The 13,307-nt window shown below is 38.0% G+C and carries 14 protein-coding genes and 1 riboswitch; all 14 genes read right to left on the bottom strand.

All coding sequences use genetic code 11. The features are described 5' to 3' along the window. Window position 1 precedes the first annotated feature (1 nt). Window positions 2–1,672 (bottom strand): glycosyltransferase family 4 protein, encoded by a 1,671-nt coding sequence (locus EV203_RS03690; protein ID WP_011024930.1) that lies wholly within the window; start codon window positions 1,670–1,672, stop codon window positions 2–4. 63 nt (window positions 1,673–1,735) lie between these two features. Continuing rightward, window positions 1,736–2,566: a flagellin Hag gene (gene hag / locus EV203_RS03685; RefSeq protein WP_011024929.1), complete on the bottom strand. Its 831-nt coding sequence runs from the start codon at window positions 2,564–2,566 to the stop codon at window positions 1,736–1,738. 118 nt (window positions 2,567–2,684) lie between these two features. Next, the gene (gene csrA, locus EV203_RS03680) at window positions 2,685–2,912 is read right to left on the bottom strand and encodes a carbon storage regulator CsrA (RefSeq protein WP_011024928.1); all 228 of its coding nucleotides are present in this window, start codon (window positions 2,910–2,912) and stop codon (window positions 2,685–2,687) included. Continuing rightward, the gene (gene fliW / locus EV203_RS03675; RefSeq protein WP_011024927.1) at window positions 2,893–3,345 is read right to left on the bottom strand and encodes a flagellar assembly protein FliW; all 453 of its coding nucleotides are present in this window, start codon (window positions 3,343–3,345) and stop codon (window positions 2,893–2,895) included. Before fliW ends, csrA begins: the two co-directional genes overlap by 20 nt. A gap of 26 nt (window positions 3,346–3,371) precedes the next feature. Next, on the bottom strand, window positions 3,372–3,929 hold the full coding sequence (locus EV203_RS03670) for a DUF6470 family protein (protein WP_031314149.1): 558 nt from the start codon (window positions 3,927–3,929) through the stop codon (window positions 3,372–3,374). 5 nt (window positions 3,930–3,934) lie between these two features. After that, window positions 3,935–4,825 (bottom strand): flagellar hook-associated protein FlgL, encoded by an 891-nt coding sequence (gene flgL / locus EV203_RS03665; protein ID WP_022588190.1) that lies wholly within the window; start codon window positions 4,823–4,825, stop codon window positions 3,935–3,937. 9 nt (window positions 4,826–4,834) lie between these two features. Beyond that, complete coding sequence (gene flgK / locus EV203_RS03660; protein WP_022588191.1) at window positions 4,835–6,283, bottom strand: flagellar hook-associated protein FlgK; 1,449 nt, start codon at window positions 6,281–6,283, stop codon at window positions 4,835–4,837. A gap of 10 nt (window positions 6,284–6,293) precedes the next feature. After that, window positions 6,294–6,770, bottom strand: a complete 477-nt coding sequence (locus tag EV203_RS03655; RefSeq protein WP_132039169.1) for a flagellar protein FlgN — start codon at window positions 6,768–6,770, stop codon at window positions 6,294–6,296. Window positions 6,771–6,790: 20 nt separating this feature from the next. Then, entirely contained in the window at window positions 6,791–7,066 is a 276-nt protein-coding gene (flgM, locus tag EV203_RS03650; protein WP_011024922.1) for a flagellar biosynthesis anti-sigma factor FlgM, read from the bottom strand. A gap of 60 nt (window positions 7,067–7,126) precedes the next feature. Next, window positions 7,127–7,540 carry a TIGR03826 family flagellar region protein gene (locus EV203_RS03645; protein WP_132039168.1) on the bottom strand — a complete coding sequence of 138 codons (414 nt, stop codon included), beginning with the start codon at window positions 7,538–7,540 and terminating at the stop codon, window positions 7,127–7,129. Window positions 7,541–7,569: 29 nt separating this feature from the next. Then, window positions 7,570–8,256, bottom strand: a complete 687-nt coding sequence (locus EV203_RS03640) for a ComF family protein (protein ID WP_132039167.1) — start codon at window positions 8,254–8,256, stop codon at window positions 7,570–7,572. 77 nt (window positions 8,257–8,333) lie between these two features. Beyond that, window positions 8,334–10,541: an SF1B family DNA helicase RecD2 gene (recD2, locus tag EV203_RS03635; RefSeq protein ID WP_132039166.1), complete on the bottom strand. Its 2,208-nt coding sequence runs from the start codon at window positions 10,539–10,541 to the stop codon at window positions 8,334–8,336. A 192-nt stretch (window positions 10,542–10,733) separates the two neighbouring features. Beyond that, window positions 10,734–11,921, bottom strand: coding sequence for a methionine adenosyltransferase (gene metK / locus EV203_RS03630; RefSeq protein ID WP_011024919.1), 1,188 nt, complete (start codon window positions 11,919–11,921; stop codon window positions 10,734–10,736). A gap of 52 nt (window positions 11,922–11,973) precedes the next feature. Beyond that, window positions 11,974–12,086, bottom strand: a riboswitch (SAM riboswitch). 116 nt (window positions 12,087–12,202) lie between these two features. Beyond that, a partial coding sequence (locus EV203_RS03625) for an IS200/IS605 family accessory protein TnpB-related protein (protein WP_132039165.1) occupies window positions 12,203–13,307 on the bottom strand: 1,105 nt, incomplete at its 5' end.

Genomic DNA, 13,307 nt, shown 5'->3' with positions numbered 1-13,307 from the left:
ACTAAGCATCCCCTTTCACTTTATAAAGCACCGTTTCCCACATTTCTGTAATTTTTTCAAAATCAAAATTCAAAGCAGTTTGTCTACCTCTTTTAGCTAAAATTTCTCTTAATTTGCTATTTTTTATTAATTCCATAACAGCATATGCAATTCCCTCTATATCTCCTGGTTCCACTAAAATTCCATTTACTCCTGGAGTTATAAAACTTTCAACGCCCCCACACCTAGTGGATATCACAGGAATACCTGATGCCATAGCCTCAAGAGGTGGCATACCAAAACCCTCATACCACGATGTAAACACTAGCATATCAGAATTTCTATAAATTTCAGCTAATTCTTCTTGACTTGGCTTTTTAATGAAATTAATGGGATAGCTAAGATTTTTAACATTAGGTAGTTCTTGACATACCCAATTTACGTTGAATCTGTATCCTTTTCTCCACACCATCTCCAACGCAATAAGAGCCACTTCAAAACCTTTAAACCAAAGGTACGGGTGACCTACTAACAAAATAGAAATATCTTGGCTACTCTTTTCTTTTTTCCTCGGAAAATAAAAAGTCGTGTCAATGCCATTCGGAATTATTGTCGAATCTTTTCCATACCTCACCTTCAATACCTTTGCAATTAAAGGTGAAGCACTCACAAAAGTTACATCAGAAGAAAAACACTCTTTTAAGTGTTCTCTGATTTTTGAATTTGGTGACAAATCTCTATAATCACCAAACAACCATTCACTCCCTTGCTCCCAGTATATTACGTGAATCTTGTTCCTCTTTAATTCTATAAGTTGTCCCAACCAACCAGCAATTACTATATCGCAATCTTCTATATAATAAGAGAAACTGTCTTTATGTGGTAATATTATTTTTTCATCTATTTCAATATCTCTATACCAATTAGGAATTACATCATCATTTGTATCGCTTTTCAAAAAACCACAAATTGTATGACCTCTTTTCTTCATATATCTCATATTCTCTAAAAGCATTTTTAAACCGCCTGTCAAATTTTTGTGAGGTAATAAATAACCTATTTTTAATTTGGGTTTTGCATTTAAAGAATTGTTTTCAATGATTTGTGTATATAGATGAGTATTAATCTTTTCTTTAACACCTTGTGCTGTAGGAAAAATAGTAAATAGTTGTGCACCATTATTCCCAATAGGAATAAGTTTAAAGCTATAATCGTAATCTACAAAATCAATTATTGACCATCTGCTTTTATGCTCTTCATGAGGGTTACCTTCATAATCTTTCTGAATATCGGGGTATAATGGAGTAGAAATTAAAATAAAATTTTTGGTATGTTCAAGCAGTTTATCTAATAAAAGATAACCTTCTTCTTTTGTAAAATGCTCTAATACATCAATAAGCAATATTACATCATATTGTGGAAGTTTATCAATTACATCTAAAATATTGCTATAATACACTTTATCATAAGCATAAGTATGAAGAGGATTTTTATATCCTTCAAAGACCTCTACTCCCTCAACTCTATGCTGCCATTTTAATTTATCGTATCGTTCATAGGGTAATTCTAACACTTCCCTTATCAAAACTCCATATTTACCAAAACCTATACCTACGTCTAAAATACTACGAGGTTTATGTTTTTCGATTAAACTCAATATTTCCGGTATTACGTTGTACCAAGACGTTGGCATAAAAATTTCCTCCTGTAATTCCACACTTAATAAATTTTAAGGGAGGCATCGCCTCCCTTACATTTATCTGAGCAATTGCAGTACTGTCTGCGGTTGCTGATTTGCCTGTGCTAGCATTGCAGTTGCAGCTTGCTGCAGTATGTTGTTCTTTGTGAATTCCATCATCTCTTTTGCCATATCTACATCTCTTATACGAGATTCTGCAGCAGTCAGGTTTTCTGCTGCAACACCCAAGTTGTTTATTGTGTGTTCTAAGCGGTTCTGCACAGCACCAAGATCTGCTCTCTGTTGTGATACCTTGTTAATAGCATTATCAATAGTTGTAAGCCATGCGGCTATATCAGAAGATGAAAGTGTAGAAATTGAAACGTCCAAGGTATCAACACCAAGAGTAGTTGTATCCATTTTACCTATTGTCAATGTCATATTCTGTGCAGCATTTGCTCCTATCTGGAATGTCACACCTGTTGTAGATAAGCTGCCATCTAAAAGTGTCCTTGTATTAAATTGTGTCGTTGAAGCTATTCTATCAATTTCTGCTTTTAATTGGTTTATCTCTTTTTGTATATTCCCTCTATCTACATCAGTATTCGTATCATTTGCTGCCTGTACTACGAGTTCTCTCATTCTCTGAAGTATTGCATGGGTCTCATTCAGAGCACCTTCAGCTGTCTGAATTAAAGATATGCCATCTTGAGCATTCCTTATAGCTTGATTCAACCCATTGATCTGCCCTCTCATCTTTTCTGAAATTGCCAATCCTGCTGCGTCATCTCCAGCTCTGTTTATTCTGTAACCTGATGAAAGTTTCTCTAATGCCTTTTGTGTGTTGAAATTGTTAATTGAAAGTGCTCTCCATGCGTTTAAAGCACTTAAGTTGTGATTGATAATCATACTACCCTTCCTCCTTGAATTTTTATTTTGGCATCCCTGCCTTGATTTTGCCTCACAGTTGGCGCCAACTGTTTATCTTTTGTTTTCACTATATATATCGATATATTTTTGATTTACTTTAGCGTTTTTTAATAAATTTTTCTATCTCCTTCACAGCCTCTTTGCTCACACTTGCCGCCTTTATATTTTCATCCATTACTTCTATGAGTTCTTTTCTTAATACAGTCACTTCTTTTGGAGCGGTAATCCCCAGTTTTACTTTCCCTTCTTCAATACTTACTATCTTTACTTCTACATTTTCCCCTATAATTATGGATTGACCTATTTTACGCGTGAGAATAAGCATTTTTAAGCTCCTCCAGTATAGGATGTTTTATTAGGTATTTATCATTATCCAGTATAATCTGGACTCCTCTGTTGTTTTCAGCGTTTATAATTATAGGAGCTTTCAAGTTGGCAGTCATCTCTTCTATCTTCTCGGGGATTACCACAATCACAAATATTAAAAGGTGATTTACATCCTCTACCGCCAGAAAATTTTTTAACTCCTCATCAATTTCAAAAGTATAATCCGGCTTAAAAACTCTGGGGTCAATAACTACAAAGGCTATGTCAGGGTTATCTATTGATTGAAGCCATTTAAAAGGCATATCTTCCTCTTCATCGCCAATTATCAAGAAATTGTGTAATTCTTCAAAACCTGGAATACCTTCTTCAAAGTAAATGACATCCTCTTCATTGTAATGGATAATTCCAAAATTTTTTGTATTAAGTTCCATCCTAAATTCCTCACTTTCTTTTAAACTCATATCCTCTTATCAACGTGATTTCCTACATACTCTATTTTTATCGAAGGATATTGCCTTAGGTATATTTCTACATGAGCTGGTGTTGCAGATATTATAGGCTTGTGAGGGATTGCTTTTATTTCTACACCACCCAATTCCCAATTTATCTTTAAATATCCTTCAAACCATATTTTAGGCCTTGATTTTGGCATAAGGTCAACATTAAAATCTACTTCCTGGATCATAGCTTCTTCACTCAATTTTACAATTGCATCCTGATGAGTTTCTATAGAAACGAGTACATCCCCATCTTCAGCAATTTTGCCTATAGCATCAAAAGCTATTTGTTTACTCCTTTCTGCCTCATCGTGCACAAGGTCAAAGATATTTTTAAGCCCCGACTCATAAAAACACTGATATTGATCTATCCGAACTTGGGGAAGCTTTTGTTCTATTTCCATTTTTGCAGGTATTTGCTTTATCTCAAGATCGGCTTTAGGACTTTTTATAGAAATTTGGGCAGGATAAGTCTTTATCCCTATCCTGCCAAAAGTCTGGTGTATCGCTATATTCATCCTCATCACCTTAGAAAATCTATTAAACTGGGCTGTATTATGCGGGCACCTGCAGCCAGAGATGCCCTATACACATTTTCATCCATTTTGAGATTTGTAATAACTTGGGCTAAATCTGCATCTTCGTTTTTAGACAGTAAGGCTGTAAAGTTATAATTATCACTTTGGAGCCTATTTTGTATGAGGTCTAATCTATTTGACTTTGCTCCTACTTCTGCTCTTACAGCCAACACATTTTCCAATTGTTTGTCTATATCAGCTATCAGATTGCTTACAGCTTGGTGGTCTCCATTTTCCAAAGCAGTTTTGAGGTTATCCATCATTTCAAGAAGTTGAGATGTTCCTCCTACTACATCAAAGAGTCTATCTCCTGTCACATTTACAGCCATTCTATTTCCGCCCGGTCCTACTTCAAATTCTATGGAATTGCTATCGCCATTGTAATTATTAGAAGTTTCACTAAAAGGAGCTGTATCAGTCTTAAAACCAGCAAATATATATCTTCCATTGTATTGGGTATTACCTACTTGCACCATTTGGGCTTTTAATTGTATTATCTCTTGAGCGATCTTTTGCATATCACCTGCTGTCAATGTGCCATTAGCGCCCTCAACAGCTAATTCTCTTGTCCTTTGAAGTAAACTCCCTAGCTGAGATAAAGCGCTGTCCGTAATATCTAGCCAAGATTTTGCATCATCTGCATTTCTGGTATAGGCATCATTTCGCGCCATGTCCGTTCTGATGCGTAAACTTGTAACTACGGCGACAGGGTCATCGGAAGGCCTGGTAAATTTTTTCCCTGCCGCCAACATGTTTTGTCCTTTTTGAATTCTTTCAAGGTTGTTGTAATAGTCGTTTAGAAAAGTAGATATCATCATGTTATGAGTAACTCTCATTCAAAGCACCTACCTTCCAACTAATCCCATTCTGTTGATGATCGTGTCTATAAGCTCATCCATAGTAGTTATCACTCTTGCACAGGCGGCATAGGACTTTTGGTATTTTAACATATTCGTCATCTCTTCATCTAAAGATACACCTGATATAGACTGCCTGTTTAGGTCTATCTGCTTTACCATTACTTCCTGATTTTTCTTCATCACATTTGCCTGCTCTGCATCAACACCCAAGTTTGCAATCAAAGACCTGGCAAAGTCATCAAATGTAGCTTTATCAAGGCCATCAAGAGGTTTATCTCTTAATGCTATAAGTTCCAAGGCATTCCTATTATCGCCGGGAAGAGCTTTTGAATCTTTTGCAGCAGCTATTTTTAAAAGTCCATCTGATGCAAGTATAGTGCTGTTTACTTTTATTAATTGAGCATAAGGAAGGTCTTTATTATAAGGGAGAGAGGTGTCAAAACCGCCAAAAAGTAAATTTCCCGTACTGCCGTCTAAACCGTATCCCTGACTGTGCACCTCATTTATAACTTTGGCTATGTTGTAAGCCAGCTTGTTCCACTGTTCCATATAATAGGGGATGCCTTTTACGCCATTTGCCCCATCCCCATCTCTCATATCCAAAAGGCCTTTTAATACGCCGCTCGATGGGTTAACAGGGGATTTCGTGAGGTCCCATATTACATTCCCGTTTTTATCCATAGACATTGTAAAGGCAGTAGTGCCACTTACCAAAGCCTGTCCGCCTATATCTATTCTGAAGTTTCGGTTGGCATCTTCATAAGTCGTTATGTTTACTAATTTAGAGAGCTGGTCTACTAAGAGGTTTCTCTGGTCTCTTAAGTCATTCGCTACCTGCCCCGGAAGTTCGAACCTGTATATCTCTCCATTTAATCTGCTTATCCTTTCAGCATAAGAGTTTATCTCGGCAATTCTGGATTGTATTGTAGAGTTTAATTCGTTTAATTTGTCATAAAGGTGCTGGTAAACCGTGTTGAAAGTATCTGCAAGTGCTATCGCTCTTTCTCTTACCTCTGCTCTGACAGTCAAACTCTCGGGATTTTTTGAAAGCTCTTGTAAAGAGTTAAAAAAGTCATTTAAAACAGCTGTTATGCCGCTACTTGATGGCTCATTGAATATATTTTCAATTGCAGAGAGAACCTCAGCCTTTGTCTCCCATTCTCCCAAAAATTTGTTTTCTCTTCTGTATTGATTGTCTAAGAATTGATCGCGTATCTGCCTTATGTCCACAATTTTTACGCCTTCGCCTATAGCCTTGCCCCACTGGTCATACATTCCAAAGGTAGTAGGAGGAGCAATTGAAGCCATATCTACTACTTGTCTTGTATAACCAGGTGTATTGGCATTAGCTATATTGTGGCCTGTAACCTCCAGCGCTTTCTGGCTTACAAAAAGGCCCGTTTTGGCTATTTCAAGTCCCTGAAAAGTAGACATATCTATCCCCCTATGCCTTTTTGTCAATTAAACTTGTGTAGCCCTTAGAGCTTCCTTTTTCCCCGTAAATGCCCTTGTCTTCCTCCAAAGCTTCTGATATAGCCTTGATAGAATAATTCACATATTCCAGTGCCTGCTCAATTAAAGCCATGTTTAAATCGTTTCTCTGCTCCAACTCTTTTAAAACAGCACTTAATCTTTCCTTAACGTTGTTAAACTGTGCAGCTTCTTCGAGAGGAAGGCTTTTTATAACCTCGCTTATAGTCACACCTTCTCCTTTACCCATCTCTTTTAAAGTGTTTTCCCTTTTTTCTTCCAATTCGACGAGCTTTTTTATGAAATTTCTCTCCATCTGCACAGTCTCATCCAACTCTTTTATCTTCCCATGGATTATTATGTCAGTTTTTTTGGTCGCCAGTTCAAGCAAAATCTCATATATCGCCATTTCTTCCTTTAGAAGGCCTAAAAGCCTTTCACTCGCATTCATTTTTACGCACATCCTTAAAATTAAATTTTTTTGTTAAGAAGCACACCTTTGATGATGGCGTCAGCCACATCTTCAGCTTTAACATTGTAAGTGCCTGAGCTAAGCCTTGACTTTATATCCTCAATCTTTTGATTTTTTATTTTTTCAAACTGGCTCAAATTCTTGGCGAGTTTTAAAGCCTCTTCTGAAATTTCTACTTTATCCTTTATTTCTGATTTATTAGGCTTTACCTTCTCTATTGAGTTAACTCTATAGATTGACATTATTTTATCAATATTGTTATTGTAGATTTTCATTCTCAACACCCCCGTACTACCATTAATATCGACTCAACAAAGCAAAAGTTTAATCTCGCATCATTTTTTCTTTTTCTTTGTATCGTATACATACAACCTCTCACCTTTCGTTTCATCTTCATCTTTGGTTGTTTTAGATTCATACCCTTTTGTGAGCTCCTTCGCAAGCTCGAGCTTGCATTCATCACAAAATCTTCCGCTAAGTATTGGCTTGCCGCACCTTTCACACCTCAAGCCTATGTTGACATTGCTCGGCGAAAGTATGAGGCGTCCCTCTTTTAAGAAATCCATTATCTTTTTCGCAGAAACCTGCGTATTTTGAGATATTTCAAGCATTGTGGCATTAGGATGCATGTCCAGATAATCGCGAACTTTTAAAAAGTCTTCTTCATCCTGCTGATAACACACAGGGCATAAATCTTTTCCCGTATAGATATAAGGCCTTCCACACCGCTTGCAATTCCTTATTTCCATAATTTTCATCCCCTTTTATATAATCCCCATCACATCCTGCCAGTTGCAATAGTGACAACATAAACTTCTTTTGCCCCATTTTCCTTCAATGCTTTCGCACATTCGTCAAGGGTTGCCCCTGTTGTCAAAACATCGTCCACTAAAAGAACATTTTTCCCTTCAATTGTATCTTTATATGTAACTTTAAAAGCCCCTTTTACATTTTCCATCCTTTCCTCTCTGTGAAGAGCAGTCTGAGTTGTGGTATTCTTAACCCGCCTTAGAGCTTTTGACATGAAGATATTGAGCCTGTAAGAAAGCTCCCTTGCCAGAAGTTCAGACTGATTGTATCCTCTTTCATCAAGTCTTATCCTGTGAAGTGGAACGGGAACTATGACTTCAATATTCCAGCCCATATTTTTTACTGCATCAGCCATGTAATCGGCGAAAAATGAAGCTAAGTGCCTTTCATTGAAATATTTAAATTTCGCTATGAGTTCTTTTACCACGCCCTCATATTCAAATGGACTTACATTTTGTTTAAAATAATGCGGTGTTTTGAGGCAATCACTGCATATTTCTCCTTCTTTAAGGGACTTGCCGCATATTCTGCACCTGTTGCCATTGATAATTTCAAGAGATGCCTTACACCTATCGCACAAGTATCCACTTTTTATAGAGGCATTGCAAACAATGCAACTGGTCTTGGGAGGAAAAAGCAAGTCCAAAAAAGTCATTTATACATCCCTCATCGCTTTCTTCTTTCAATTATGTTATCGGCACAAATAAATTAAAATTTACACTTTTCTATAAATTATTGGATGTAAATTAAGGTCTTTTTTAGCCTGGAAAGAAGTCCTGAATATCTTTTAGAAATCCTGTTGTTGTCAATCATAAATTTTAAATATTTCTCCTGCCCTACTAAAACCACCAGCTTTTTTGCCCTTGTAACAGCTGTGTAAAGAAGATTGCGGGTTAAAAGCATAGGAGGTCCGTATGTCACTGGCATTATCACCACAGGAAATTCGCTGCCCTGACTCTTGTGAACTGTGATAGCGTAAGATAAGGTAAGTTCGTCCAAATCGGAAAAATCGTAAGTCACTACTTTTTCGTCGTCAAAATACACGGTAACTTCTTGAAGTTCCTCATCTATTGACTGGATTATCCCTATGTCACCGTTGAAAACTCCTTCTCCTTCCTCATCCCCTCTTTTCCAGGTCATTCTATAGTTGTTCTTGATCTGCATCACTTTATCACCGACTCTAAAAGTAAATTCTTTCATTGGTTTTTCTGCTTTGTCTTTAGAAGGAGGGTTTAATACCTTCTGAAGCTCTATATTTAAATTGTGCACTCCTATTATTCCCTTTTTCATGGGAGTAAGGACCTGAATATCGTTAACCGGATGAAAGCCATAGGCTTTAGGAAGCCTATTAGTCACAAGATCTAGTATTGTCTTTAACATGTCTTCCTGTGTAGGTACACTTAAAAAGAAGAAGTCGCCATTTTTGTTATTGTAGGTAGGATATTCGCCGTTATTTATCTTGTGGGCATTTACTACAATAAGGCTCTCTTTCTGCTGCCTGAAGATTTCTTTTAGCCTTATCACCTTTACAATTCCGCTGTCTATTATGTCCCTTAGTACATTTCCTGCTCCAACAGATGGGAGCTGGTCAGCGTCCCCCACGAGAATAAGTCTTGAACCGGCAGGAATAGCCTTTAAAAGAGCGTTCATAAGCAAAATATCCACCATAGAAGCTTCATCTATTATGATTACATCGTATTTTAAAGGGTCTTTTTCGTTTTTATTAAACCCTTTCCCTTCCTCTTCCGTATAAGTGTACTCTAAAAGCCTGTGAATGGTCTTTGCTTCTTTTCCTGTAGCTTCTGTTATCCTCTTTGCCGCTCTTCCTGTAGGAGCAGCAAGAGCTACTTTTTTATTGGCTTTTTCAAAAATCCTTATTATACAGTTTATAATCGTAGTCTTACCCGTGCCAGGTCCTCCTGTTATGACCACGACCGAATTCTTTATGGCTTCTTCTACCGCCAATTTTTGAGTTTTCTCTAAAACTATTCCTGCTTCTTTTTCAAAATCCCTTATTTCTTTTTGCACGTCTATTTTGAGGTCTTCGCACTGGGTTACTGTCATTGTGAAAAGCCTTTCTGCAGTATGAAGTTCTGCCACATAATAGGGGATGTAATAAACCCCTACAGTATTGTCTTCAAACTTTTCTATGTGTATTTTTTCATTTTGAGCTAAAAGCACAAAAGCATCCTCCACCTCTTCTTCACTTACTTCTAATAGGTCTGCAGTTTCTTTCTTCAGGAGGTCTTTTGGCACATAGGTGTGCCCATTTGCAGCGTACTGCATTAAAACATACCTTGCCCCTGCAGAAATGCGGTAGGTAGAATGCGGGTCGATACCTAAGCTCTCCGCAATTTTGTCAGCAGTCTTAAACCCTATGCCGAATATATCATCAGCAAGCCTGTAAGGATTTTGCTTGATGATTTCTATTGCATCATTCCCGTATTCTTTGTATATTTTTATAGCCATATGGCTAGAAATCCCGAATTGATGTAGAAACACCATTACTTCTTTTATTCCCTTCTGCATCTCATAAGCTTCACTTATTCTCTTTATTTTTTCATCACTTAAACCTTTTATCTCCCTCAACCTGTGAGGCTCTGTCTCTATAACATGAAGAGAGTCAAGCCCAAATCTTTCTACAATCTTTCTCGCGGTGACAGGGCCAATCCCAGGTATCAGGCCTGATGCTAAAAAGCGCTCTATCCCTTCCAGGGTATTGGGAGAAAGAGTCTGGTAATTGATAACTCGTATCTGGTCTCCGTAATCAGGATGGACTACCCATTCCCCCTGCACCTTTATTCTCTCTCCCACCGTAACAAAGGGCATTACACCTACAGCAGTCACCATATCCCCTTCAATATCCAATTCCAGAACCGTATACCCGTTTTGCTCGTTTCTAAAGATTATCTCTTCTACTACACCCTCTATTTCTACCATGGCTTTTCCACCCGTTAAAGATATTTTACAACTTAATTTTAACCTATTTAGAGGAGGATATAAAGGGTTTAGGCCTTTTATTTTTGTCAAAACTAATGTATAATATATTTTAGCGGAGCGGTTTTAAAAATCTCTGGCGTTACAAAAAATATATAAAAAACGCCACAAGCCCGGGCAAAACCCGGGCTTTAACTATATTCCTGCTAATTTTCTCAATATATCTACTCTATCTGTTTTCTCCCACGGCAGGTCCAAGTCATGTCTTCCAAAGTGGCCATAAGCAGCAACCTGCCTATAAATAGGTCTTCTCAAATCCAAATCTCTTATTATGGCTGCAGGCCTTAAATCAAAAACTTTCTTTACAATTTCTGATATTTTTTCATCAGAAATTTTGCCTGTCCCAAATGTGTTTATCTCAACCTCCAGTGGTGTTGCCACACCTATTGCATACGCCACCTGTACTTCACATTTCTTAGCAAGCCCTGCCGCTACGATGTTTTTAGCCACATACCTTGCCGCATAACTTGCTGACCTGTCAACTTTTGTTGGGTCTTTCCCTGAAAATGCGCCGCCTCCATGCCTTGCGTATCCACCATAGGTATCTACTATGATCTTTCTCCCTGTAAGGCCGCTATCTGCTTGGGGACCTCCTAGCACAAACCTGCCAGTAGGATTCACAAAAATTTTAGTGTTCTTGTCCATCATGTTTTCAGGAATAATCACATTTACCACATGTTCAATTATGTCTTTTTCTATCGTGTCATGGTCAACCTCAGGAGCATGCTGAGCTGAAACCACAACAGAGTCGACTCTGACAGGCCTGTCTTCCTCGTACTCTACTGTCACCTGAGTTTTTCCATCAGGTCTTAGATAGCTCAATGTGCCGTTTTTCCTGACCTCAGCCAATCTTCTGGCCAGCTTGTGAGCCAGCATTATGGGCATTGGCATGAGCTCTTCTGTCTCATCGCAGGCAAAGCCTATCATGAGGCCCTGGTCTCCAGCGCCAATTGCCTCGATTTCGGCATCTGTCAGCTCTCCTCTTCTTGCTTCTAAAGCCTTATTCACTCCCATGGCAATGTCTGGAGACTGCTCGTCAATGGAAGTGATTACAGCACAGGTGTCTGCGTCAAAGCCGTATTTTGCTCTGGTATAGCCTATATCCCTTATGACGTCTCTGGCTATCCTGGGAATGTCCACATAGCACTCTGTAGTAATTTCTCCCATTACCAGAACCAAGCCGGTAGTTACAGCTGTCTCACATGCCACGCGGGCGTAAGGGTCTTTTTTTAAAATTTCATCCAAAATGGCATCTGAAATCTGGTCACAGATCTTGTCAGGATGCCCTTCAGTGACTGACTCAGAAGTAAAGAGTCTACGCATTTTCTTCCCTCCTTAAGAGCAAAATAAAACCCCTTCTAAAAGAAGAGGCATACCCTCATCTTTCAGAAGAAAAAATCTTCTGAGAGAATTGGCACCTTATCCTTAAAAGGACAGGTTGCCGGGTTTCATCGGGCTCTTTCCCTGGTTACCCAAACTGTACAAAACCGTACAGTTTAGATAGCTGGGGTATTTGTAGTCCGCCCTTCAGACTTTCCCCATCCCCAGCAGGCGGTATTTGGGAAAGTCATAGCCCCTGCCCCAAGAAGCAGGAACTTGCGCCCTTACGGGCCTCTCCACTTACCCTGAATTAGTAATCCTTTCAGGGTAGAGAAGTCTCTTGGTACCTTCTCAGGAGAGAGTGGAGTCACCACCGCTACCTTGAGAACTCGCCAGAAATCATAGGCACTAAAACTTGTTCCATCCAGAGGTTCTAGCACCCTTCCTGGCTTACTCTCAAGGCTTTGTAAAAATTCTATTGCTTTATTTATTTCCCTTAAATGTTTTTTCTTTAAATGCTTGTTTCTAACTGTTTTCTTTACATGCTCTTTTAATTCTTCTAATTCTTCTACAGTCAATGCGTTGAGAAACTTCATATAATTATCTGGTATCTTTTCTTGAAGTACCAACCCTCTTCTTGCTATTACATAGGCTGCTGCTATATCTTTTGTTATCATATACTGTGGTGCATATTTCAACATCCCTATTATTGATGTGTAAGAAGGATTGACCTCTATTACTTCTATCCCTTCTCTTTTTGCTAGTGTTTTTATTTTTGAAAGAAGTGATTTATAGCTAAAATTGTGTCTTATCCTTCTTGATTTCCTCCCCGAAAAGTCTCCTCTTTTTCCTTTGTCTTTTATTTCTAATTCTTCAATTACAATTGCTTTTCCTTTTTCTTTTGCTATATTTACTATTTCATGAGCATACTGCCATCTGAAATATTCTCTTTTGTCTTTACTGTCGCTTGCAAGCTCTGGCATTGGTATATTCCCATAGCTTATTAGATTCCCTTTTTCATCTGTCTCTGCCCATGATATATTGTCTGGATATGCATTTACATCTATTCCTATGACCCCTTTCTCTTTTGTTATTTTTATTTCTGGATACTTTTCTTCAATAGAAAAATAAGCGTATATACTGCCATTTTTAAGTTTTAGCTCTACAGAGTAAGGTATGTTTGATTCTGCAATTTCCTGCAGAAGTCCTTCTCTTCTCTTATTCTTTTTATAGCCTGCTTCTATTTTGGCATATACATATTTTCTTTCCCCTACATTTATCCTTAAGAAAGCGACATTTTTTCTTACTTCTATTCTTGTGTTGAGATTTCCTTTTTTGCTTTTATCTCCTCTTGAATAGAGATTTCCTTTTCTTCTTTCTTGCCACTTT

It is taken from the genome of Caldanaerobacter subterraneus, from assembly GCF_004345675.1.
Lineage (GTDB): Bacteria > Bacillota > Thermoanaerobacteria > Thermoanaerobacterales > Thermoanaerobacteraceae > Thermoanaerobacter > Thermoanaerobacter subterraneus.
This window is presented reverse-complemented; position numbering and strand designations above follow the sequence as displayed.